Annotated in this window: 21 protein-coding genes and 1 tRNA gene; 10 read left to right on the top strand and 12 right to left on the bottom strand. The window is 61.5% G+C overall.

The genetic code is table 11. The annotated features are described in order from the left end of the window. Window positions 1-25 precede the first annotated feature (25 nt). Window positions 26-1,582: an alpha/beta hydrolase family protein gene (locus AACP62_RS01985; RefSeq protein ID WP_339345973.1), complete on the top strand. Its 1,557-nt coding sequence runs from the start codon at window positions 26-28 to the stop codon at window positions 1,580-1,582. Here AACP62_RS01985 and AACP62_RS01980 read toward each other — a convergent pair. After that, window positions 1,523-1,900, bottom strand: a complete 378-nt coding sequence (locus tag AACP62_RS01980; protein WP_155804951.1) for a hypothetical protein — start codon at window positions 1,898-1,900, stop codon at window positions 1,523-1,525. The two genes, AACP62_RS01985 and AACP62_RS01980, sit on opposite strands and share 60 nt — an antisense overlap. A 28-nt stretch (window positions 1,901-1,928) precedes the next feature. Beyond that, window positions 1,929-3,833 carry a PspC domain-containing protein gene (locus tag AACP62_RS01975; RefSeq protein WP_339345971.1) on the bottom strand — a complete coding sequence of 635 codons (1,905 nt, stop codon included), beginning with the start codon at window positions 3,831-3,833 and terminating at the stop codon, window positions 1,929-1,931. A gap of 113 nt (window positions 3,834-3,946) precedes the next feature. On the opposite strand from AACP62_RS01975, the gene AACP62_RS01970 reads away from it, so the two are divergent. Further along, complete coding sequence (locus AACP62_RS01970; protein WP_339345970.1) at window positions 3,947-5,260, top strand: PspC domain-containing protein; 1,314 nt, start codon at window positions 3,947-3,949, stop codon at window positions 5,258-5,260. A gap of 99 nt (window positions 5,261-5,359) precedes the next feature. Further along, complete coding sequence (locus tag AACP62_RS01965) at window positions 5,360-6,061, top strand: LuxR C-terminal-related transcriptional regulator (protein ID WP_029678028.1); 702 nt, start codon at window positions 5,360-5,362, stop codon at window positions 6,059-6,061. 8 nt (window positions 6,062-6,069) lie between these two features. Here AACP62_RS01965 and AACP62_RS01960 read toward each other — a convergent pair whose 3' ends face one another. Beyond that, the gene (locus AACP62_RS01960) at window positions 6,070-6,789 is read right to left on the bottom strand and encodes an HAD family hydrolase (RefSeq protein ID WP_339345968.1); all 720 of its coding nucleotides are present in this window, start codon (window positions 6,787-6,789) and stop codon (window positions 6,070-6,072) included. A 172-nt stretch (window positions 6,790-6,961) separates the two neighbouring features. Between AACP62_RS01960 and AACP62_RS01955 the strand changes: the two genes are divergently transcribed. Then, a complete protein-coding gene (locus tag AACP62_RS01955) occupies window positions 6,962-7,573 on the top strand; it encodes a Type 1 glutamine amidotransferase-like domain-containing protein (protein WP_339345966.1) in 612 nt (203 codons plus the stop codon). Window positions 7,574-7,601: 28 nt separating this feature from the next. On the opposite strand, the gene AACP62_RS01950 is transcribed toward AACP62_RS01955, so the two are convergent. From AACP62_RS01950 to AACP62_RS01920, 7 genes are all read right to left on the bottom strand, one after another. After that, on the bottom strand, window positions 7,602-9,161 hold the full coding sequence (locus AACP62_RS01950; RefSeq protein ID WP_425332903.1) for a ClC family H(+)/Cl(-) exchange transporter: 1,560 nt from the start codon (window positions 9,159-9,161) through the stop codon (window positions 7,602-7,604). A gap of 127 nt (window positions 9,162-9,288) precedes the next feature. Next, entirely contained in the window at window positions 9,289-9,783 is a 495-nt protein-coding gene (locus AACP62_RS01945; RefSeq protein ID WP_339345961.1) for a YbaK/EbsC family protein, read from the bottom strand. Window positions 9,784-9,898: 115 nt separating this feature from the next. After that, window positions 9,899-10,396: a hypothetical protein gene (locus AACP62_RS01940; RefSeq protein ID WP_029678033.1), complete on the bottom strand. Its 498-nt coding sequence runs from the start codon at window positions 10,394-10,396 to the stop codon at window positions 9,899-9,901. 190 nt (window positions 10,397-10,586) lie between these two features. Then, a tRNA-Ser gene (locus tag AACP62_RS01935) sits at window positions 10,587-10,671 on the bottom strand. Window positions 10,672-10,764: 93 nt separating this feature from the next. Continuing rightward, window positions 10,765-12,051 carry a serine--tRNA ligase gene (gene serS / locus AACP62_RS01930; RefSeq protein ID WP_339345960.1) on the bottom strand — a complete coding sequence of 429 codons (1,287 nt, stop codon included), beginning with the start codon at window positions 12,049-12,051 and terminating at the stop codon, window positions 10,765-10,767. Window positions 12,052-12,225: 174 nt separating this feature from the next. Next, complete coding sequence (gene sdaAA, locus AACP62_RS01925; protein ID WP_029678035.1) at window positions 12,226-13,101, bottom strand: L-serine ammonia-lyase, iron-sulfur-dependent, subunit alpha; 876 nt, start codon at window positions 13,099-13,101, stop codon at window positions 12,226-12,228. Between the two features lie 12 nt (window positions 13,102-13,113). Continuing rightward, window positions 13,114-13,791, bottom strand: a complete 678-nt coding sequence (locus AACP62_RS01920) for a serine dehydratase beta chain (RefSeq protein WP_339345959.1) — start codon at window positions 13,789-13,791, stop codon at window positions 13,114-13,116. Between the two features lie 221 nt (window positions 13,792-14,012). Between AACP62_RS01920 and AACP62_RS01915 the strand changes: the two genes are divergently transcribed. The 4 genes from AACP62_RS01915 (at window position 14,013) to rpiA (ending at window position 18,732) form a co-directional block, all read left to right on the top strand. After that, on the top strand, window positions 14,013-15,107 hold the full coding sequence (locus tag AACP62_RS01915) for a diacylglycerol/lipid kinase family protein (RefSeq protein ID WP_339345956.1): 1,095 nt from the start codon (window positions 14,013-14,015) through the stop codon (window positions 15,105-15,107). A gap of 62 nt (window positions 15,108-15,169) precedes the next feature. After that, on the top strand, window positions 15,170-16,843 hold the full coding sequence (gene pgm, locus AACP62_RS01910; RefSeq protein WP_339345954.1) for a phosphoglucomutase (alpha-D-glucose-1,6-bisphosphate-dependent): 1,674 nt from the start codon (window positions 15,170-15,172) through the stop codon (window positions 16,841-16,843). 88 nt (window positions 16,844-16,931) lie between these two features. Next, complete coding sequence (locus AACP62_RS01905; RefSeq protein ID WP_339345953.1) at window positions 16,932-17,927, top strand: ribonuclease H family protein; 996 nt, start codon at window positions 16,932-16,934, stop codon at window positions 17,925-17,927. A gap of 106 nt (window positions 17,928-18,033) precedes the next feature. Beyond that, window positions 18,034-18,732 (top strand): ribose-5-phosphate isomerase RpiA, encoded by a 699-nt coding sequence (rpiA, locus tag AACP62_RS01900; protein ID WP_029678040.1) that lies wholly within the window; start codon window positions 18,034-18,036, stop codon window positions 18,730-18,732. A gap of 137 nt (window positions 18,733-18,869) precedes the next feature. Here the strand turns inward: rpiA and AACP62_RS01895 are convergent, their stop codons facing one another. Continuing rightward, entirely contained in the window at window positions 18,870-18,959 is a 90-nt protein-coding gene (locus AACP62_RS01895) for a 30S ribosomal protein bS22 (RefSeq protein ID WP_004268639.1), read from the bottom strand. 67 nt (window positions 18,960-19,026) lie between these two features. Beyond that, complete coding sequence (locus tag AACP62_RS01890; protein ID WP_029678041.1) at window positions 19,027-19,680, bottom strand: hypothetical protein; 654 nt, start codon at window positions 19,678-19,680, stop codon at window positions 19,027-19,029. Between the two features lie 90 nt (window positions 19,681-19,770). Between AACP62_RS01890 and radA the strand changes: the two genes are divergently transcribed. Together radA and AACP62_RS01880 are read left to right on the top strand one after the other, a co-directional pair. Then, window positions 19,771-21,180, top strand: a complete 1,410-nt coding sequence (gene radA / locus AACP62_RS01885; protein WP_029678042.1) for a DNA repair protein RadA — start codon at window positions 19,771-19,773, stop codon at window positions 21,178-21,180. Between the two features lie 124 nt (window positions 21,181-21,304). Next, window positions 21,305-22,168 carry an ABC transporter substrate-binding protein gene (locus AACP62_RS01880; RefSeq protein WP_029678043.1) on the top strand — a complete coding sequence of 288 codons (864 nt, stop codon included), beginning with the start codon at window positions 21,305-21,307 and terminating at the stop codon, window positions 22,166-22,168. The last annotated feature ends 25 nt before the right edge of the window (window positions 22,169-22,193 follow it).

Genomic DNA, 22,193 nt, shown 5'->3' with positions numbered 1-22,193 from the left:
TCACGCAGTCGGGTAGAGTTGACGGGTGCAAAAGCTGAAACGGGCGGGTTTCACCGCCGCCTCCTTTGTGGTCATCCTGCTGGTCATGCTCCTTTTGGGCCAAGCCATGACGCCGGGCTGGCAGGTGGAACCCTACCGCGACCATCTGCAGGTCCCGACCCGGTCCACTGCCATCGCCTCGAGCCTTGGAGCCACCACCCCTGAGGGCACCCACCCCGTCAGGGAGCGGAAGATCGGCATCTCTCTGGATGGCGGGGTTCGCATCCAGGCCATCATCAGAGAGCCAGGCGACCGAAAGGGCACCGGACCAGCCTGCCTGTTCATCCATGGCGCCGGAACAGGCAAATCCTCCGAGGTGTACGGCGACCTGGCTTCAGCCATGGCCTCAGCCGGCATCACCACCCTGGTGCCTGACAAACGTCTGGACACCTACACAACCTTCCACCGCGACTATCAGGCCATGGCCGCCGACTATGGGCGTTCCCTTGACCGTCTGCGCTCCTGGCCCGGTGTGGATCCAACCAAGGTGGGCCTGTACGCCGAGTCCGAGGGCACCTGGATATCGACCATCATGACCGCCAAGGACCCAAGCATCGCCTTCTCCATCCTCACTTCGCCCCCCGTCTACCCGGGACGGCGGCAGATGGCCATGGCGGCCACCAGCTACCTGGACCTGATCGGCGCACCCAAGGGGATCCGCAAGGTGATACCGCGGCTCATGGGCATGGACCTGTCCCTGCTGGGCCTGGAGTACGCCGACTTCCCCTCCCTGCCCTATCTGGACCAGCTGCGGATGCCGGTCATGATCAACTTCGGCACCATGGACGTCTCCATGCCGGTCGAGCAGGGTGCGCGCGAGATCATCAGCAGGGCGCATGCAAGTGGCAACGACAACGTGACCCTGCGCTACTACCCCACCAACCATCAGATCCGCACCGGCAGTCGGCTGGCCAAGGCCGGGTTGCCCCTGGAACCCAGATATACCCATAATCTGGAAGACTGGATCAACGCTGTAGTACTGGGCACCAAAGCCGAACAATGGTCGACTCCTATGATTGCCGGCAGTCAGCCCCATCAGCTCAATCAAGTGCCCGAGCACACGAATACAGGGTTGATACCTTCGCTCACCGCCCTGCTGGCGCTAATGGCCTGTGGCCCCATCCTGCTGGCTGCCGCCCTGGTATCTGCCCTGATTGGAACCTTGAGTTCACATCTGCGAACACGAGGCAATAACCACCGACGGTCAGGTTTCGGCAAAGGCCTGGCCGGACGGCTCTGGTCGCTAGGCCTGCTAGCCGCAGGACTTATGGCTGCCCTGCTGGCCTATGCCTTTACTGTGGTCCGCCAGGCGCTTGACCTTATGCACCTGTCCTCGATGATGGCATCATGCTGGTCCCTGTTATCCGTCCTGTGCCTGGTACTCATCCTGCTCCTGGCGAGCACCCTGACCTCTATCTTCAGCCGATCTGACGGCAAACCAGCTGTTGCCGGGGCTGGCCACTGGCTGACCCTGACCCTGACCCTACTGGGGTCTCTGGCCATCCTTGGCAGCCTGATCTTCTGGAATATCCTGGTCTTTTGAGACAGAGCGGGTGCGCCTTGCTGATGCCAGCCAGGCTAATACAGACGCGCCAATCAGCACTACGCCCAGGCCGGCAAAAATCAATGGAATAATCCGCTGCCAGGGTACGACTATGGTCAGATCCGTACCGTAACGCAGAAAGACCAATCCTAGAGCCAACATGGTCAGAGCTAAAAGTCCAACCAGGGCGCCAAAAATGATGGTAGGCAAGCTGGGCCCGCTAGGACGGACCGGCTCCGGCGGCTGCATCCGAACCTGGTAAATCGGGGGTGGGGATTCAACCGGCATGGCCTTGGTGATGCGTTCCTGACGATCCATCGGCTGGTCTCCTTCTGGTTGCTGCGTATCAGTCATCTTCCTGATCCTCCCCAAACTGCCATGGATTGTAGCTATAATCCCAATAATCATTGATCAAACCGCTGTAGAGCTGCGCCCGCTTTGGCTGGGTAGCACTCCCCTGGGCTTGCACGGTGACCCGTGCACCGGCCATGAGATTGGCTTCGACGATCAATTCGGGCTCGTCGGGCATATGCCACTGATCCTCCTTGGACGCTCGCAGGGCTTCCTCCCAATCGCGTCGTTCAGCTGATGACGACGTATTGCCCCACCACATCCAGTTTCCTTGTTCCGTCTCGGTTATCCAGTCAGCCGCCCCTGATCCCAAGACCCTGTAGAGGTCGGCGTGTTCCCTATAGGACAAACTGCATCCCTTAGGTATGAGCAGGCGAACGTCAGCATAGGCCACAGCCAGGCGGACGGTGCCCGTCGGGCAGCCTGAGACTGTACTCACCGCATCATCCATAATCTGAACACGATGGGTGCCGTGTTTCTGCTCATAACCAGTCAGGTCAATGACGGCACTTCCCTGATCATGCTGGTCTCCGACCAGCTTGATACCGCGGCGATAACGCCTCATGTCTGCACTGTCTGCCCCCAACAAACGCCCATGGTTATTGCCGTTAACCTGAACTGTGGCGTAGTCGGCCAAGACCCTGCGGTTCTGGGTTTGCTCAATGCCTGGTATGGCCGAACCGGTAGCCAGAATCAGGACAACCAGGCAGGCCATCAAGGCAATGGGGGTCAACCCTCCAGACCTGCGGCCCATCAAGCCCAGGACCAGTATGACCACGCCAAGTGCCAGCGTGACGCCTCCAGCCCAGATCAGAGCATAGGCCAAGGCAGCATTCAATCCGCGATAGGGGTTCGTGGCCATCCACCAGACCCCTGCTCCGGAGACCAGGATCAGTCCTGACAGAAGACTGACCAGCACAGGTCCGGCGGGGCGACGTCGTAGCCGAGGCGGAACCGACGGACCCTTACGGGCTATTCCCGGTCCTGTCGAGAATGACCCGGTTGTGCCATAGCCCGGCCAGGCACTGAATCCATATGACTGATTCATGTTCCCAGCAGGTTCTGCAGGGCCTTCTGCCCCCGCCCAGCCTCCGGGAGCTGCACCAGCGATGGGATTGCCCCCATCTTGCGTATTATTCGAATCGCTGCCAGCGTTTGCCGAATCCTCTGTCTCAGAGATGGGTCCAGGAGAGGCTACCTCCCCTTGTTGCCCCAAAGTTCCATACGAATCGGAATGCTCCGGCTGGTCCTTGAATCCTTCCGAGCTCGCATTACTTGCCGTCTGTGCATTGCTTCGCGTCCCTGTGTAGTCCTGGTACCCCTCATACCCCGAAAAGCTTGGGTACTCAGGCTGATTCGAATACCACTGAGAACCTGCGCCACTCGGCCGTTCCGAATACTGCGGTCCCATCACCCAAGGATCGCCCGAAACCGGCCTGCCGGCATCCGGCCCAGCCCAGTACCCTCTTTGGTACTCCAGGGCCTTGTTGCGGCTCCACCGGATGAGCAGATACAGGATCAACGCACCCAAAGCCAGGGAAAAGATTCCGACTCCAGGAATCAGGATTGCCAGCAGCCAATAAATGATGATGCCCACCATGGAAGCGTGCCAAATCCCATGAATCAGCTCCTGGGCGATAATGACACCACGCCGGTCCGGCAAGACGAACCAGGCAAAACCGTAGAAGGCAGCACCGGTGCCGAAGAAAAAGACCGCCAAAATCATCAGCGCTCTGACCAGGGTCACGCTCCATCCCAGCCGACGGGCCAAGGCTACGCAGACGCCACCGATCCATCCCTGGTCACGAATCAGATAGGACTCCCTGCAGGCGCGGAAGAACCTGTCGGACTTCCACTGCCAGCCGTTCTCAGGGCCATTGCCGTTCATCTCACCATTCATGTCTTCATTACAACACCCAGCGAGCGTGAATCTTATGGGGGAACACCCTGATTCAACCCTGATTTCTTCCCCTTACTGCCTTATCGGCACCGTCCGAAAACGATAATGAAAGCATGAACGCAACCATGCAGGAAGAACAAACGCTGAAGGAACCGCCCCCTCTGCACCCTGCGCGCATGCCCCTGATGAGGCCGCACAAGGGCAGGATCCTGTGCGGAGTCTGCAAGGGCGTCAGTTTGCACCTGGGTATCCCCGTCTTCTGGATACGCCTGGTCATGGTTCTCCTGGCTCCCAAAATGATCACCTGCGTGGTCTACTGCTTTCTTTGGTTGACACTTCCCCAGGGCGATCCCACCCAGGCAGTCCAACCGCATGATCCGCGGTCAGCCCCGCTGGCGCCCAGCATCCTTACTGGGCAACCAGGTCAGAAGGAGGATCACAGCATCACCCCCGGGCGGGTAACCAGACTGCTGGCAGGCCTGGGCATCATCCTCCTGCTGACCGCGGTCATTCTGCTCAGCAGCGGTATGCGCCCCGCCTTTGTCGTCCCCTGCCTGCTTTTCTGCGCTGGACTGGTCCTGGCCTGGCTGAGGCCGGAGAACCAAGGAACCGGCTACCACCTGCCGGCCCTGATCGGAAGCCTGGCCCTGATCCTGTCGGCTGCGGTAATCTTCCTGCTGTCCACCCAGGAATTGCATTGGGCCCTGACCCTGATAGTCCTGGCCGGCCTGCTTCTTGTAGGCGTAACCGCAGTGGTCGTGCCCTGGGTCGGCTCAATCATTAGCCAGCTGGGTGATGAACGCGCCATGAAGGAACGCGAGGAGGAGCGGGCCGATATGGCAGCCCATCTGCACGATGGCGTTCTGCAGACCCTGGCCCTGATTCAGCTGCATGCCGACGACCCACATACCGTCTTCACCCTGGCCCGATCCCAGGAACGCGATCTGCGCAACTGGCTCTATCAGGAACGCACCCCCTCAGACCGGTCCGTCAGCACCGGGCTGAGCCAGATAGCCGCACAGGTGGAAGACGAATCCGGCAAGCCAATCGAGGTGGTCACCGTGGGCGACGCCATGCCCTGCGCCCAGACCGATGCCTTGCTCAACGCGGCCCGGCAGGCCTTGGTCAATGCCGTCACCCACGGTGGTGAACCCATCTCCGTATATTGCGAGGCCCGCAGGAATCAGGTTGAGGTCTACGTGCGCGACCATGGTTCGGGCTTTGATATGGATGCGATTCCAGCTGACCGTCTGGGAATACGCGAGTCCATCATCGGCCGGATTCGTCGGCGGGGCGGCAGGGTCGAAATCGTCTCCCGCCCTGATTGGGGCACCGAGGTCAGGATGCACATGCCGCTGTCCGAGGCCAGCCAGCATCAGGAGGGCAAGGTTGGTCAGGCCGAAAAAGGGACTGATGCCCAGCAATGATAGGATGCATGGTGAACCATTCATTCACAGACGCATGCCGGTCCGATCCCATCCACACTTGAGGACCCCGCGTCGGGAAAGGCGGGCTGAACCACGCCCATGACCACGACTGCAGCAGAGCCTCATCAAGCCCAGGATGGGTCCGCAAACATTCGCGTAGCCGTCGTCGACGACCATGAGATGTTCCGCACCGGCGTCATCACCACCCTGCAGCCGCATTTTCACATCGTGGGTCAGGCGGCGGACGTGGAGTCCTCCATCCTCATGGTCAGGCAGACCCGTCCCGACGTGGTTCTGCTGGATGTGCACGTGCCCGGCGGCCAGGGCGGCGGAGGTGCCGAAATTCTGAGCCGTTCCCATCCCCTCTCCCCCCAGTCGGTCTTTCTGGCCCTTTCCGTATCCGACTCACCCAGGGACGTGGGTTCGGTCATCCGCGCCGGAGCCCGTGGTTACGTGACCAAGACCATCTCTGCCAAGGACCTGGTCTCTTCAATACGCCAGGTGCACGAAGGATACGCCGTCTTCTCGCCCAAGCTGGCCGGATTCGTGCTCTCCGCCTTCCAGGAGGACGAGGTCGCAGATGCCGGTCTGGCAGAAGACGACGAACTGGACCGGCTCTCCGCGCGCGAGCAGGAGGTCATGCGCCTGATCGCCCGGGGCTACACATACCGCGAGGTGGCCTCCGAGCTGTTCATCTCCATAAAGACAGTTGAGACCCACGTCTCCAACGTCCTGCGCAAACTTCAGCTGTCCAACCGGACCGAACTGACCCGCTGGGCCGCAGACCGCCGCATCGTCTGAAAGTCCGCTCAGCAGGCGATACCGCGTTGACGAAGATGCTGGCGGAGACTGCTGATGTCCTGGGCAAGAATTCCATCCATGCCTAGCCTGTCAGCTATAGCCACATGCGCAGGATCCACATCAACGAAAATCGTATGCCCGGGGCTGATGGCGAAGCGGCGCAGGGCCAGACGATAGAAGAGCGGATCGGAGAGGTCCAGATGCTCCTTGGATGAGATGAGCGTGCCTTTCAAAGCAGAGAGCGGCGAAAGGACCTCGGATGCCGCTGCAATCAGCTGACTGGTCGTCGCCGCCAGGCCCCAAAGGGTCAGGCCAGCTCGCCGCAGATCCCCCAGCAGCTCCGATGCGCCAGGAAGAAGGCCTTTCACTGCCAGGGTGTAGTTTTCCAGACAGACCCTAACCACCCAGGCGACCGCAGGCCCGTGAGTGGCTTCATAGTCGGCCAGTGCCTGCTGCGGATCCACACCCAGATTGATCTGTCTTCTGACGCAGGCGAAGCCCCAGGGGTCTTCCGGGTCCAGCACCATATCGACCACCCCGTCAGGGTACTGTCCAACCAGAGCTCGGCGCGGATCCCAATCCACCAAGGTCCCAGGCAGAGCGAGGAGGATACTGCCGCCGGGGGCTGCGAGATCGGGACGGTCGTCGCTGAATATATCTTCGCCTGACAGGTCGTCCAAAACGCCTTGACCGAATCCCTGCTGTAACTCCCGATGCCGCCTTGCCATGCCCCCAGAATAAACATCTGGACCTACAGGGCCTACGGCAGAATCCAGCAAGCACGCGGTCAATCACTAGGTGAAGGCCGCGGGATGGATATATTGAAGCCAGCAATGATTGGATCTTACGTTTTGCAACCTGCCCTGGGCGGAAGTCCCGCCCGGTACGAAAGGAGCCGTCATGCGTCGGCTGCTGCTCACATCCTCATTCTCCGCTACCGCTGACAGGCTGCCCGCCTTCCTCGAGGACTCGCCCAAGAATCATATGGTGGCCTTCATTCCCACGGCCAACCTCCCACAGCGTTCGGATGGTTATGTCCAGGAAGCTCGCAAGACATTCACTGACATGGGCTGCAGGATCGACGACCTGGAAGTCTCGACCGCCGATCCGGAGACCATACGCCGAAGCCTGGAGGAGGACGACCTGATCTACTTATCCGGCGGCAACACCTTCTTCCTGCTGCAGGAGCTGCGTCGCTCAGGCGCTGCGGATCTGATCAGACAGCAGGTGAATCAGGGCAAACCCTATATCGGCGAATCGGCTGGCGCTGTGGTGACCGGTCCCGATATCGGCTTCCTGGATGCCATGGATCCACGCTCGGCCGCCCCGGATCTGGACTCCACTACTGGGCTGGGTCTGGTGGACTTCCGCCTCCTCCCCCACCTTGATTCCGAGCCCTTCGCCGAGGTGACCAGGAAAATTCTGGACCACTACGGCGACGATGGTCCCATGGTGGCCATCAGCAACAGCCAGGCCGTGGCTGTCCACGGGCAGTGCCTGACCATTCTTTAGAGAAAACTCCAGTTTAGAAAAGTACCTGTCAGCGACAGAGGCCTTCCATGACCCGTCGGGCCTGATCCAAGCTATCGCCCGGACAGAGCAGGATGACACCGTCTCCCGCGAGCAGCCGCAGGTCGCCTGCGGGAATCAGCCGATGCTCGCCCCTGCGCAGACCGACCACGGCACATCCATGCGGCCAAGGAACCTGCCCCAGCAGACGACCAGCCGCTGGGCTGCCATGCTCTATGGGGAACTCCACAGCAACCCTGTCAGGAACCTGGGCATCAGGAGCATGCCCCCGACGGTAACGCTCCAGCAGAGCCTCGTAAATCGGCTCGACACGCAGCAAATCGGACACCATCAGGGCCGTGAAAGCACATAGGGCCACGGGCAGCATATGAACCAGAGAGCCAGACATCTCCACCGTCAACAGAATGGACGTTATAGGAGCCTTGACCGAGGCCGTCAGGGTGCCTGCCATGGCACAGACCGCGCAGACCGGAATGATTCGAGCGGGCATTCCCAGGGCGGCCGCACCCATACCGCACAGGGACCCGGTCAGCGTACCAACCGCCAGAATAGGCATGAAGATGCCGCCGGGGGCACCGCTGCCAAAGGAAGTGGCCGTAAAGAGCATCTTGACCAGAAGCAAAACCAAAAGGTTGATGGCCACTGACCAAGCCACCTCGCGAACGCCTTCCGCCTTGCCAATCAGGTCCTCGCCGCCACCCAGAACAGCAGGCAGCAGCAATCCTACCGGCAGGGCCAGGAAGAGGGAGATCACCGGTCCCAGCTTCGAGGGCAGGTGGCTGTAAATGCTCTGCGCGCCCAACAGCAGACGATTCATGGCAGCTCCCACAAGGCCGGCCACCAGCCCAAGGGGAATCATCAGCAGATACTGGGCAATGGTCAACTGGGGCATAGCCGTAAAGTCCAGGACAGGGCGCAGGCCGAAGCGGTTTTTGGCGATGAAATCAGCACTCAGGCAGGCCATGGCCGCCGAAAGAAGAATCATCGGCGAAAAGGACCGGTGAATCTCCTCCAGAGCAAAGACCATCCCCGACAAGGGCGCGCTGAATGCCGCAGACAGACCGGCAGCCGCGCCCGAGGTCACCAGACAGGTCTCCTCCACACGGTCACGGCGCAATCCTCGGGAAACCAGCTGGGAACCGGCTGCGCCGATCTGCACCGAGGGCCCCTCGCGACCCAAAGACAGGCCGAACATGCCACAGGCCAGACCGCCTAGGAATCGTACACCCAGCACGGGGAGGGCGGGCATGCGCATGCCGTGGATGACCACACCTTCCACCTGCGGAATGCCGGAGCCGGAGGCCATGGGAACCCGGCGGACCATCCAGGCCAGGGCCAGGCCGACCAGCAGGGCGGCCAACAGCCAAGGAAGGATTATCAGAGGTTGGTCACGCATCTGTGCGTAGGCCCATCGAGCAAACCGGGTGCCGTAGCCGATGCCCTGGCGGTAGAGCACTACTAGTACTCCCACCAGCAATCCGCAACACGCCGCTCTGAGGGCCACCAGCCACCGGCCAGCTCGACCTGGTCGGGTCGCCTGCAACTGTTCGGAACGATGGGTCTGATCCATCTTATCTGCCGACGACCCTCTGTTAGACAGATTCAGCCTCACCGGCCTGCTCCTTCCCTCCTTCGCACACAACGGTTTCCAGCATCCCCCAAGGCAGAGACCAGAAACAATGACCTGGTCGACGACTTCAACCCTCCGGCAGTATGAACACCCGGGATACCAGCTTCCGTGCAAGATCCGGAAGGCAGGAGCCAGGCAGACAGACGGATACATCGTCGGAGCCCAACGGCAGTGCTGTCTGTTCGTCTGTTGCCGTCAGACTACCGTCCAGGACGACGGTGTCAACCTGGCCGCGATGGCCCGCAAGATCCAGTAGCGAGACCCGACCCGGCACCGTATCCAGACACTGACGCAGGGTGGCAGCCGAGGCCATGTGCAGTCTTCTGCATCCGACCACTTCCCGCACCTGGCGCAAATCAGGCCGCACTATGCCCTTGGACACCAGGAGTATCAGCAGACCCCCAGCATCCTCCAACAGCAGGAACTTGGAGAGGTTTTCTACAGAGAGTCCCAGCAGATCAGCAATGCCCAGCTCCATGCCCTGGTCGATGGTGTCCAAGGGCGGATGCTGTACGACACGCCAATCGATTCTCAAACCGTCCAGCAGCGCTCGAACAGGCACAGGCATCTTCCTGTCCTCCGAGCCTATTGACTTCTGGCCTATATCCCCTGTAGAGCCACAGTCAGCTCCGGTTGCAGGTTCAGCGTTGTCATTGCCTGGTCTCATGGACGTCTCATCAGTCGTTGGCCACCTCTGAGTCGGGCTTCAGCTCCTTCTCCTTCTGGCCTATCCGCTTCCTGTCTATGCGGTAGTAAGCATTGAAGAGACCGCCGGAGGTCAGTAGAACGATCAGAAGGACCAGCAGCCATATGTTCTCTTTGGCCTCGTATGTCTCAAGCAATTCATAAGAGGAGGAGATCATCTTCAACCAACCTGCAACTGACACGAAGTACCAGGCAGTCGCCTGGTCAAGGAAGCTCAGCGCCCGTCGCCGTTCTGATCGGGTCCTGGTGGCCTGACGGAGAATTTCGTGCCCGCGTTTGCGCTCCAAGTGGATCTTGACGATGGGGGCCAGCCACCACCAGGGCGAGACCTCATCCCAATTCTTGCTGAGCTGATCAAAGTCGTCCAGGAGCTCCTGATATTCCTGCAGCTCCATCAGCCCCTGGAAGAGTGGGAATGTGAAAAGCAACCAATCCCCGATCAGAGAGACAATGGCGATGAATTGATCCACGACCCGACCTTTCCCTTGCAGAGTCGGCACCCAAGGGTCGGCTCGCGTGATTAAGCATGGCTACCATCCATCATTGTAGACACCAGGTTCCAGCCCAAACCGCTCTGCAATCGCTGACCTCAGGACTGCAAGCATAGGATTCCAGCAAATACAAAAATGCCCCGGATATGGCTCCGGGGCATCAACCAGGCGGACAGGGCGGGATTCGAACCCGCGGTGGCTTGCGCCACAACGGTTTTCAAGACCGTCTCTTTCGGCCGCTCAGACACCTGTCCAAAAGACGTGCCAATCAGGCACGTCACTCATCATACGACATCAAGGTTGGTCCAACCACCGACGGAATGTCGGTCGCTTCCGACAGAGTCGGCTCAGGCCTCCCAGGTCTTGGGCTCGATGACCTCCTTGCCACCCACATAGGAGCGCATGGCCTCAGGGATGACGATGGAGCCGTCGGCGTTCTGGTGGTTCTCCAGGATGGCGACCAACCAACGGGTGGTGGCCAGGGTCCCATTCAGGGTGCTGACGGGACGGGTAGAGCCGTCCTCCAGCCGCTCGCGTTCGTTGAGGCGACGGGCCTGGTACTCGGTGCAGTTGGATGTTGACGTCAGCTCGCGGTAGCGACCCTGGGTGGGCACCCAGGCCTCGCAGTCGAACTTGCGCGCAGCCGAGGATCCCAGGTCTCCTGCAGCAGTGTCGATGATCCGATAGGGCACATCCACCTTGGCCAACATCTCCTGCTCCATGGCCAACAGCTGCTGGTGCTGGTCGCGGGAGTCCTCCTGCTTGCAGTAGACGAACATCTCCACCTTGTCGAACTGGTGGACGCGAATGATGCCCATGGTGTCCTTGCCGGCGGAGCCAGCCTCTCGCCGGTAGCAGCTGGACCAGCCGCAGTAGCGCAGCGGCCCCTTGCTCAGATCCAGAATCTCGTCCTCGTGCATACCGGCCAGGGAGACCTCCGATGTACCCACCAGATACTGGTCGTCAGGCTCGCGTAGACGATAGATCTCGTCGGCATGGGCATTCAGGAAGCCGGTGCCGGCCATGACTTCAGGACGGACCAAGGTGGGCGTAATGGTAGGAATGAAACCATGCTCCATGGCCTGGTCCACGGCCATGGTCAGCATGGCGATCTCCAGCCGGGCCACATCCCCGCGCAGGAAGTAGAAGCGGGATCCGGAGACTTTGACGCCCCTGCGCATGTCGATACCGGCCACGCCCACACCCAGATCCAAATGGTTCTTGGGCTCAAAGCCCTCCTTGGCGAAGTCGCGCGGAGTGCCGACCTTCTTGACCACCACGTAGTCGTCCTCGCCACCCTCGGGGGCCTCGGGCTCCACTACGTTGCTGAACTTCCACATGAGATCGGTGTACCTGGAGTTGGCCTCGTCGGAGGCTGCCTTGCAGGCGTTCACCTTGTCCGACAGGCTCTTGGTCCGGGCCAGAAGGTCGGCTTTCTCATCAGGAGAGGCCGAGCCCATGCGCTTACCGAGCGACTTCTGCTCGGCCCTGTAGCTCTCGTAATCCTTGAGTGCAGCCCTGCGCTCACTGTCCGCCTTCAGCACTTCGTCGACGAGTTCGACCGATTCGCCGCGTTTGCGCTGTGATTCACGGACAACATCCGGATGTTCCTGAATGAACCTGATATCTAACATATCTGAATTCTATGACTTTCAGGGGACACGAAAACCGGCCCCGCACACCTCTTTCCGAGCCTTATGACCTCTGCCGCAACCGGCCTGGCCACCGCCGACCAGTCAGGAAGAGCAACCACGGCGAGAAGGCGAGCGGGAGCCATCCGTCCCTTATATATATGCGCCTGCCCCGCATCACTTGCCAAATACAGTCCTGCGGAACCGTTTGCCGGTGGGAGTGCCCGCCAGCCCGCCGATGCCGGTCTCCCTCAGTGATGAGGGCATGCTCTCGCCTATGGACTTCATGGCTGCGATGACCTCATCGGGCGGGATCCTGCTGACGCCGCCCGATAAGGCGATGTCAGCAGCAATCAAAGCGTTGGCGGTTCCGATGGCGTTGCGATTTACGCAAGGCACCTCCACCAGGCCAGCCACGGGATCACAGACAAGGCCCAGCAGATTGCTCATGGCTATGGCAAAAGCCTGGGCACAGGCATCAGGATCGCCCCCTGCGCCCTCAACCGCTGCAGCGGCAGCCATGCCGGATGCGCTGCCCACCTCGGCCTGACAGCCGCCTGTAGCTCCGGAGATCATCGCCTTGTTGGCCGTAACCAGTCCAAAAGCCCCTGCAGTGAACAGGCAGCGGATTAGCCCATCGTCATCCAGTCCCAACCGATTTTTGAGCACGGTGAGTACTCCAGGCAGGGTGCCCGAGGAGCCGGCAGTAGGCGTCGCGCAGATGATGCCCATGGCCGCGTTGACCTCATTGGTAGCCATAGCGGCCTCAACGGCCTGCAGGATGGCATCGCCGCTCAGGCTGGTCCGCGTCTTCCGGTAATGCTCCAGCAGGGCCGCCTGACCACCACTCAGCCCAGTCTTGGAGAACACGCCATCGCCCTGGGACCCCCTGGCCACGGCGGCCTGCATGACCTGCAGGTTCTTGGCCATTCTTGCCCAGATATGTTCACGGGTCTGGTGCGAACGCCGCACCTCCTCGTCGATGGCAACTTCTGATATCGACGAGCCGCGCTCTTCGGCCATACTCACAAGTTCAGCGATTGAAGTGAACATGCGCCATGCCTCCTAGTCGATATAAATCATCCGGGACGAGTGACCCGCGATTTGCTTCTGCTGTTGCGCGGACAGCGGATTGTCCAAATCGAACTCGTACACCGCCATGCCAGCCGGACCATCGGGTTCATACCTTGTCTGCTTGGTCACGCCCTCCTCCCGAAGCAGATCGCGTATGCGCTCCAATCGCCGACCGGCATCGTTTGCGGATTCATCCAGTTCCACCAGCAGGATGGGTAGAAGCCCTGGAGGAGTGATCAGGCAGCCGTCCAAGTTGATACGCCGCACTTCAATGGTCCCGCCCCCGATGGAACAAGACGCATAGATCACCCGACCGGCTGGTCCCTGGAGGTCCAGGACGGCGGTGTTCGGGTGGTCGATGGGGCTGGGTTCGTCCTCCTCATGGAAGGTCAGCTCCATGCCCTGCCTGCGGGCGATGCCAATGGCATCAGGCACCCGGGGGTCGTCCGGGGCAAAACCCAGCAGGCCGCTGATGATGGCATAGTCGGTACCGTGGCCGCTGTGCGTGCGAGCGAAGGAATCATAATAATGAATATCAGCACGGCTCGGAACACCTCCGGCAAGGATGTGCCCAACCCGGCCGATGGCCACGGCCCCAGCTGTATGAGAGCTGGAGGGTCCAATCATGATGGGACCTATGATGTCGAACACGCTCTTGTACTTGTCCATGACTGCCTCCTCTCCCCATACCCCCCTGGCTTTCCCAGACTTCCCGCGTACGAAGCCGTTGCAGCTCCAGACCGAGGGGACCACATGGACCGAGTGCAATCATAACTTTGCGGTTTTCATAACTCAATCAGCTCATACTGTCAGCGTGATTGCTGTAGAGAGTTCGTTCACGTCGGACACACCCAGATGTATCGGGTCGGCACGGCGCGCAAAATAGAGTCATGCCAATTCCAGCGGTCGTCATCCTCGCCATCCTGGCAGCGGCGGCCATTGTCGTCACTGCGGTGGTGCTGATCGTCCGCGCCCAACGACGGCATAGGTTCGCCATGCAAATCCTGGCCCGGGACGACGACCAGCTCAGCTACGCTTTCGTTATCAACCCCTCCAAACCCCAGGCCGCCGCCGCCCGCGAGCGCATCCAGCAATACTGCCGGGACAAGGGCATCCGCGAATTCAGCTTCATAGAAACCCAGCTGGACCGGGATGGGAAAGCCTGTGCCCGCATGGCGCTGGAGCGTGGGGCAAACGTAGTCGTTGCCGTGGGCGGGGACGGAACCGTACGCACTGTAGCCAGTGCCATGGCCTCCAGCGACCATGTCATGGGCATCATTCCCATCGGGACCGGAAACCTCTTCGCCCGCAACATGGGAATTCCCGTAGGCGATCTGGACGCCGCCCTGGCCGTGGCCACCTCGCACGGGTCCACCCAGGTGGATGTGGGCCGCATGGCTCTGCTCGACGCAGAAGGTCAGGAGCAAGACCATGGTCATGCATTCCTGATCATCGCCGGCATCGGCTTCGACGCCCTGATGATTGACGACACCGACCCCAACCTGAAAAAGACGGTCAGCTGGCTGGCCTACTTCATCAGTGGCGCCAAGCATCTGTTCGCCCCCAAGTACACGGCTGACATCTCCATCACCAGGCCCGACCAGGTCACACAGACCAACACCTCAGTGACCTTCCGCACTTTCATGGCCGGCAACTGCGGGGAGATTCCAGGATTCTCCCTGATGCCCGACGCCTCCTACGATGATGGCATCCTGGACTTCGAGATCATCGACACCTCCGCCGGCCTAATCGGCTGGGCCAACCTCTTCGGTGATGTGATGCATCAGACCATCACCCGCAAATCCAGCCAGAGCCCCCTGTCGACCAACTCCACGATCGTCCAGCTGCAGGGAACCAAGGCGGAGATCCGCCTGGAGAAGCCCGCCCTGGCCCAGGTGGACGGCGACATTCTGGGCGAGACCTGCCACATCGCACTCAGCGTGGAGCGCCAAGCCTTGGACGTGCGTGTGCCCCAGTCCGACTGAGACCGAAGGAGCCTGTCGCCCCTGTGCCCGTTTTTTCATGCCGGGGTGGCATGATGGGAGCCATGACAGCACAGAATGCGGGCAAACCTGCCAGCCCAGAAGATCTGATCAACGTCGACGATCTGATCGGCAGGTACTACGATCTCGTCCCCGACCCTTCCAACCCCTCCCAGCGCGTATCCTTCGGCACCTCCGGGCATCGAGGCTCCGCCCTGACCACCTCCTTCAACGAGGCCCACATCGTGGCCATCAGCCAGGCCATAGCCGAACAGCGGACCAGGAACGGGGTCACGGGACCGCTTTACCTGGGCCGCGACACCCACGCCCTCTCCCTGCCCGCCTGGAAGACGGCCATCGAGGTCCTGACCGCAAACGGGGTACGTGTGCGCATTGATGCCAATGATGACTACACTCCCACTCCCACCGTCTCCCAGACCATCCTGACACACAACCGGGCGGCCGACGGCACCCAGCGCTTCTCCGGCAAGGACCTGGCTGACGGCATTGTGGTCACCCCCTCCCACAACCCGCCCACCGACGGCGGATTCAAGTATGACCCGCCCACAGGCGGTCCTGCTCCGGCCGAAACCACCAACGCCATAGCGCAACGGGCCAATGAGCTTCTGGGCGACTACAGGCAGGTCAAGCGAATCCCCTTCGAGGATGCCATCAAATCCGACCTGGTGGAGCGCTTCGACTACCGGGAACACTACGTGGCCGACCTGGGCAATGTCATCGACTTCGACCTGATCAGATCCTCAGGGGTCCGTCTGGGCATTGATCCGTTGGGTGGCGCCTCGGTCAACTACTGGCCGCTGATCAATGAAAAGTACGGCCTGAACATCGGCGTCGTCAACCCAGAGGTGGATCCGACCTGGCGGTTCATGACCATCGACCACGATGGAAAGATCCGCATGGATCCCAGCTCCCCGTATGCCATGAAGGGGCTGGTGGATCGCCTCAACGCCGGAGCCTGGGACTCCTACGACCTGGTGGGCGGCACCGATCCGGATGCCGACCGACATGGCATCGTCTGCCCGGGAACCGGCGTCATGAATCCCAACCATTACATCGCCGTCTGCGTGGAATACCTCTTCTCCGGGAACCGACCCGGTTGGCCCCAGGGCGCCGGCATCGGCAAAACCCTGGTCTCCTCCTCCCTGATCGACCGCGTGGCTGCCTCCATCGGTGCCAGGCTGATCGAGGTGCCTGTGGGCTTCAAGTGGTTCGTCGACCCCCTCTTCAAGGGCGAGGTGGCCTTCGGCGGCGAGGAAAGCTCCGGGATGAGCTTCCTGCGCCGGGACGGCCGTGTCTGGACGACCGACAAGGACGGGCTGATCCCCGACCTTCTGGCTGCCGAAATCACAGCCAAGACGGGAAAGAACCCGGCCCAGCTCCACCAGGAGCAGGTGGAGCGCTTCGGCCAAAGCTGGTACAAGCGGGTGGACACCCCGACCACCTTGGAGCAGAAGCAGAAGTTCGCCCAGCTGAACGGCGACGATGTGACGGCCTCCACCCTGGCCGGCGAACCCATAACCGCCAAGCTGACCGAGGCCCCGGGCAATGGGGCCAAAATCGGCGGCATCAAGGTGACCACCCGGAACAACTGGTTCGCCGCCCGCCCCTCCGGCACCGAGAACATCTACAAGGTCTACGCCGAATCCTTCGTTTCCCCTGAGGCCCTGGACCAGGTTCTGGACGACGCCGACCAGGTGGTCGCCAAGGCCCTGGGCTGAACCGCAGACAAGACCACCCGTCTTCCCCCCCCCCGCATCGGTCATCACTGGCGCGGAGGTTCTCTATTTTCTCGCTTAGACTGGAACCATGACCAATGACACGGATATGGTCGTCTCCACCGACGGCAGCGCATTGAGCAATCCCAATGGCCCCATGGGCTGGGCCTGGGCCGATCATGAGGGCGGCGACGCGGATGCGGGCGGCGCCAGCAACGGCACCAATCAAATCGGCGAACTCTGCGCTGTGCTCCAGGCCCTGCGCGCCCACCCAGGCGAGCGCCCTCTGGTCATCGAAACCGATTCCCAATACGCCATCAACTGCTCCACCACCTGGGTGCCCGGGTGGAAGAAGAAGGGATGGAAGAACTCCCAGGGCAAGCCGGTCAAGAACCGCCCTCTTATCGAAGCAATCGACCGGGAAATCCAAGCCCGGACGGGATCGGTCAGGTTTGTCTGGGTCAAGGGCCACGCGGGCAACACCTTCAACGAGAAAGTGGACACCCTGGCCCGCGGCTACGCCACAGCTGCAGGCAAGGGCGACCGGGAAGGCTGTCTGCCCATCGAGGGCTGGCGTTCGCTGCTGGCCTCCCCCTATGCCCAGGGCACACAGGTGCCGCCCGCAGTCAAGGCTGAGCTGGACGGAGGACCGCAAGTTCTGAACGAGCTGGGTCGAAAGAAGGCTCGCCTGAACCAGGAGGAGCAGAAGGACCTGGCCGAAACCGCCGTCGAGTCCGAGGCTGTGGATCCCGAGCAGGCCGAATCTGTGGCAGCAACAGCTGACGCAGGCAATGGCGTACCCGACCATGGCATAGCCGATGGTCAGGAAGACGAACCCGTATCGGCATTCAAGGACACCTCGGACGCCGATACAGCTGACCAGGAGACCAAGAACTCCGGAGCTCGGGGACTGAGAGCCAGCGGCCGCATCCGCATCACGCCACCCCCGTCCGGCAGCAGCATGTTCACCGGGCAGGACCTGCATATCGTCGGCAGCATCGACATAGACGCGGACATCGACCCTGACGGCTACGTGACCATCCAGGAGGCGCCTTTCCGCCTGCATGCCATCGAAGTGGAGGATTGAGCGGTTCCTGGACCGTCAGGGGCCATCGTCTACACTGGAGTGAACCTGAACCAACAAGACCCGCAGACATCAGCGGTTCAGCGCATGCGGGCATGAAGGAGCGTGTATGGACAAGACCGAGCAGGACAGACTGAAGAAGGCCGCCGGCATCGAAGCAGCCAAGCTGGTCGAGAATGGCATGACCGCCGGACTGGGCACCGGATCCACGGTCCGGTTCTTCGTGGATGAACTGGGACGGCGCGTCAAGGAAGAGGGCTTGGAGTTCACCGGCGTGACCACCTCCCGGCGGACCAAGGAGCAGGCCGAGGGTTATGGAATCCGCATTGTCGACATCGACCAGGTGGATCACATCGATGTCACCATCGACGGGGCCGATGAGGTCGACAAGGACTTCAACGGCATCAAGGGCGGCGGCGCAGCCCTGCTCTGGGAGAAGATCGTGGCCGTCAACTCCCGAAGGATCGTCTGGATTGTGGACGAGTCCAAGGTGGTCGACACCATCGGCCGCTTCCCGCTGCCAGTGGAGGTCATCCCCTTCGGCGAGCGCCACGTCCTGGATCGCTTCAAGGAGCGCGGCTATAACCCCGTACTGCGGCTGGACGGCCAGGGGCAGCCTGTTCTGACCGACGAGCACAACCACATCATCGATCTGCATCTGGATCGGATCGAGCACCCGCAGGATCTGGCCCAGGATCTGATCACTACCGTGGGCGTCGTGGAACACGGCCTCTTCCTCAACATGGTTGACACGGTCATCGTGGGCGATCCCAACGGGCCCCGGGTCATGACCAACGCCAACAAGTGATCATCCGCGAACATCTTGCCTCTCGGCTGGAAACATCCGGCTGGCCACGATGACCAGCGATGATATGAACATGAAGCCCCCCGCGTCCATTCGATGCGGGGGGCTTCGTTGGCCCTGATGGGCCATAAGTCATAAAGCTACTTGCGCTGGTGACGAGTCTTGCGCAGCAGTTTGCGGTGCTTCTTCTTGCTCATCCGCTTGCGGCGCTTCTTGATGACAGAACCCATCCGAGCCTCCGATCCTTAGTTACCTGGAAGTGTCCAACTTGCTTATCGTACACCGCTTGCGGGACGACTAAAGCGGGAAGGCCTTGTAAAAAGCCTCCAGCGCAGTCCGCTGGCCCTGGGCACGGAAGACCACGGTATCATTCTGCCAAATGACCAGCGCCTTGTGCTCGTCGTCGCCATCCGCCTTTTCCAGATAGGATCCGGTGACCGTGCCGCCGCTGCGAACATTGCCCGAGGCCAGCTCCTTGCCGGACATGCCCGTGGACTGGCTGTCGTAGAGTGCCTTTGCATCCTCGCTCCTGGACCACTGAGCCAGGTGAAGGGTCACATCCCCGCCCGACCTGCCTGTGGAGTAGACCAGGTTGTACTCCTCGATAGGTGTACGGGTGCTCCACTCACTGTCAGGATCAGCCTTGACGCGGGCGAACTCGCCCACCGTATCGGGCATGGCCTTGAGCAGCTCGGAAGCCGAATCGGGCAGAGGAACCGCCTTGGCCTTGGGACTGCTGGCTTGCGAAGGCTGTGAAGATGCGGAGGCCGAAGCCTGAGCGACGGGCTCTTGGCTGCGCACCGCCCAGTGAGGCCAGACGAAGGCCGATAGGAGCACCAGGACCACCACCGCCGCCAGGGCGATGACCAGACCGATCCGTCGACGGCGCTGCTTGGCGTGCGCGGAGGAGTCAGAGGAAGAGGTCAGGGGTGCAGAAGGATTGTCAGCCATGTCTCCATTCTCTCATGGGCAGGGTGTCGGCACTGCGAAGATGCCGTAAAAGCCCAGTTCCTCGTCCCTGAATCCCGATAGCGTGCAGGTATGGCCAAGACGACGACGCAATACGTGTGCACGGAGTGCGGATGGACCGGCGGCAAGTGGTTCGGACGCTGCCCGGAATGCGGCCAGTGGGGAACCATCGAGGAATTCCACGAAGCCCGTGTCGTAGGTGCAGGTGGGGGTTTGTCCTCCTCCGGCGGCAGCCATACGGCACCTGCGCCCCCGAAGAACGGCATGGCCCGACCCATCACCCGGATAGGTACGGACCAGGTAAAGCGCATCCCCACAGGATTCGAGGAGTTCGACCGGGTCCTGGGCGGGGGCATCGTACCCGGGTCGGTCATCCTCTTGGCCGGCGAGCCAGGCATAGGCAAGTCCACCCTCCTGTTGGAGACCGCCGGCCGCGTGGCCGACCGTGGCGGCGAAAAAGGCAAGGTGCTCTACGTATCCGGTGAGGAGTCCCAGGCCCAGGTACGGATGCGGGCCAGTCGGGTGGGAGCGCTCAAGGATTCACTGTTGCTGGCTTCGACGACCGACCTGGCCACGGTGCTGGGGCTGATCGAGCGTGAGAAGCCGGCACTGGCCATTGTGGACTCCGCCCAGACCATCGTCTCCAGCCAGGTTGACGGCATCTCCGGGGGCTCGACCCAGGTACGAGAGGTGGCCATCAGCCTGATCGACATGGCCAAATCGCACGACATCCCCATCCTCCTGGTCGGCCATGTGACCAAGGACGGCTCCATCGCCGGGCCGCGGACCCTGGAGCATCTGGTCGATGTGGTCTGCCAGTTCGAGGGCGACTCCCAGACCGCCCTGCGCCTGCTGAGAGCCGTCAAGAACCGTTTCGGCCCCACCGACGAGGTGGGCTGTTTCGACATGGGCGAGCAGGGCATTGAAGAGGTCAGCGACCCCACAGGGCTCTTCCTGTCCACGGCCGGGCAGGAGGTGGAGGGCACCTGTGTGACCTTCACTTTGGACGGCCACCGCAGCCTGCCCATTGAGATTCAGGCCCTGGTTACTTCATCTGTTCTGCCCACACCCAGACGCAACACCAACGGAATCGACGCCAACCGTCTGGCCATGCTGGCCGCGGTGCTCTACCGTCACGGCCGCGTCAACCTGCTGACACGGGACCTGTATGTGTCCACCATTGCCGGCGGGCTGGCCAAGGAACCCGGATGTGACCTGGCCATCGTGGCCGCGCTGGCCAGTGCAGCCAAGTCCCGGCCCATCCTGCGCACGACCTGTGCCATGGGCGAGATTTCGCTGACCGGGCAGGTCAGGCCCGTGCCTCAGCTCAATCACCGGCTGCAGGAGGCCGCTCGGCTGGGATTCACCCGGGCGCTGGTCCCGCCCGACCGGCATTCAGGAGGCCGAAAGCCCATTCCGGGACTGGAAGTGGTCGAGGTCACCTATCTGGCCGAGGCCCTGGAAGCCCTGGGACTGGTCTGAACCCGGTGGCCGCTGGTCCCCTACCGCACCCTATGGCACCCACCTGCCGACTCGTTAACCTGCCGGACTAGGATGGAGTCGCCGGAAGACCGACACCCATCATCATCGCGAGGAGCAGATCAGCATGACCATCTTCACCAGGAAAACCATACGCAGGCTGACGGCGGCCGCACTCACGACAGTCACGCTCATGGCCGGCGCGGCCTGTGGCTCCTCATCGAGCAACGGCGGGCAGTCAGCTACCAAACAGGACATCACCCAGCAAACCATCAAACCCGGCACCCTGACCATTGCCACCGGAGACCCGGCCTACGCCCCCTACGTGCAGGACAACAAGCCCGAATCCGGCAAGGGCTACGAGGCGGCCGTGGCCTATGCAGTGGCAGAGAAAATGGGCTTCGACAAGGCGCACGTCACTTGGACCCGGACCACCTTTGACGCCGCCATCGCCCCGGGGAGCAAGGACTACGACCTGAACATCCAGCAGTTCTCCATCACCCCGGAACGTCGACAGGCTGTGGACTTCACTCCCAGCTACTACAACTCCACCCAGTCGCTGGTGGTCAGGAACAACTCCCAGTACGCCTCCGCCACCTCCCTTGCCCAAATCAAGGACGCCAAGATAGGAGCCATGGTCGGCTCCACCTCCTACGAGATGGCCCACAAGCTGGTCAAGCCTGACATCGACACCTTCAACGACGACGTGGCCTCGTCCCAGGCCTTGGACGCCAATCAGATCGACGCGCTTGTCGTGGACACCCCCTCAGCCGTGACCATGGTCGATTCCGGGCAGGTCAAGAACGCCAAGATCCTCGGGCAGATCAAGGGCTCGCAGGACCCGGAGGGCATGGGCATAGTCCTACCCAAGGGCTCCAAGCTGACCCCGGCTGCTTCCAAGGCTGTCACCGCCCTGAAGAAGGATGGGACCTTGGACAAGCTGCAGAAGCAGTGGCTGCACGTCTACACCTCCCTGCCCACCCTGGGCTGAGAGAAGAAAGGAAACCTTGTCGTTC

Origin of the sequence: Bifidobacterium apis (assembly GCF_036986835.1) — a bacterium.
In the GTDB taxonomy this organism is placed as follows: domain Bacteria; phylum Actinomycetota; class Actinomycetes; order Actinomycetales; family Bifidobacteriaceae; genus Bombiscardovia; species Bombiscardovia apis_A.
The sequence above is the reverse complement of the archived record's forward strand: the minus strand, read 5'-3'. Positions and strand labels throughout refer to the sequence as shown.

Excerpts from the sequence above, each read along its gene's own strand:
- AACP62_RS01980 (WP_155804951.1), bottom strand. The coding sequence starts at position 1,900 with ATGGATCGTCAGGAACGCATCACCAAGGCCATGCCGGTTGAATCCCCA.
- AACP62_RS01975 (WP_339345971.1), bottom strand. The coding sequence starts at position 3,833 with ATGAATGGTGAGATGAACGGCAATGGCCCTGAGAACGGCTGGCAGTGG.
- AACP62_RS01970 (WP_339345970.1), top strand. The coding sequence starts at position 3,947 with ATGAACGCAACCATGCAGGAAGAACAAACGCTGAAGGAACCGCCCCCT.
- AACP62_RS01965 (WP_029678028.1), top strand. The coding sequence starts at position 5,360 with ATGACCACGACTGCAGCAGAGCCTCATCAAGCCCAGGATGGGTCCGCA.
- AACP62_RS01960 (WP_339345968.1), bottom strand. The coding sequence starts at position 6,789 with ATGGCAAGGCGGCATCGGGAGTTACAGCAGGGATTCGGTCAAGGCGTT.
- AACP62_RS01955 (WP_339345966.1), top strand. The coding sequence starts at position 6,962 with ATGCGTCGGCTGCTGCTCACATCCTCATTCTCCGCTACCGCTGACAGG.
- AACP62_RS01950 (WP_425332903.1), bottom strand. The coding sequence starts at position 9,161 with ATGGATCAGACCCATCGTTCCGAACAGTTGCAGGCGACCCGACCAGGT.
- serS (WP_339345960.1), bottom strand. The coding sequence starts at position 12,051 with ATGTTAGATATCAGGTTCATTCAGGAACATCCGGATGTTGTCCGTGAA.
- sdaAA (WP_029678035.1), bottom strand. The coding sequence starts at position 13,101 with ATGTTCACTTCAATCGCTGAACTTGTGAGTATGGCCGAAGAGCGCGGC.
- AACP62_RS01920 (WP_339345959.1), bottom strand. The coding sequence starts at position 13,791 with ATGGACAAGTACAAGAGCGTGTTCGACATCATAGGTCCCATCATGATT.
- AACP62_RS01915 (WP_339345956.1), top strand. The coding sequence starts at position 14,013 with ATGCCAATTCCAGCGGTCGTCATCCTCGCCATCCTGGCAGCGGCGGCC.
- pgm (WP_339345954.1), top strand. The coding sequence starts at position 15,170 with ATGACAGCACAGAATGCGGGCAAACCTGCCAGCCCAGAAGATCTGATC.
- AACP62_RS01905 (WP_339345953.1), top strand. The coding sequence starts at position 16,932 with ATGACCAATGACACGGATATGGTCGTCTCCACCGACGGCAGCGCATTG.
- rpiA (WP_029678040.1), top strand. The coding sequence starts at position 18,034 with ATGGACAAGACCGAGCAGGACAGACTGAAGAAGGCCGCCGGCATCGAA.
- AACP62_RS01895 (WP_004268639.1), bottom strand. The coding sequence starts at position 18,959 with ATGGGTTCTGTCATCAAGAAGCGCCGCAAGCGGATGAGCAAGAAGAAG.
- AACP62_RS01890 (WP_029678041.1), bottom strand. The coding sequence starts at position 19,680 with ATGGCTGACAATCCTTCTGCACCCCTGACCTCTTCCTCTGACTCCTCC.
- radA (WP_029678042.1), top strand. The coding sequence starts at position 19,771 with ATGGCCAAGACGACGACGCAATACGTGTGCACGGAGTGCGGATGGACC.
- AACP62_RS01880 (WP_029678043.1), top strand. The coding sequence starts at position 21,305 with ATGACCATCTTCACCAGGAAAACCATACGCAGGCTGACGGCGGCCGCA.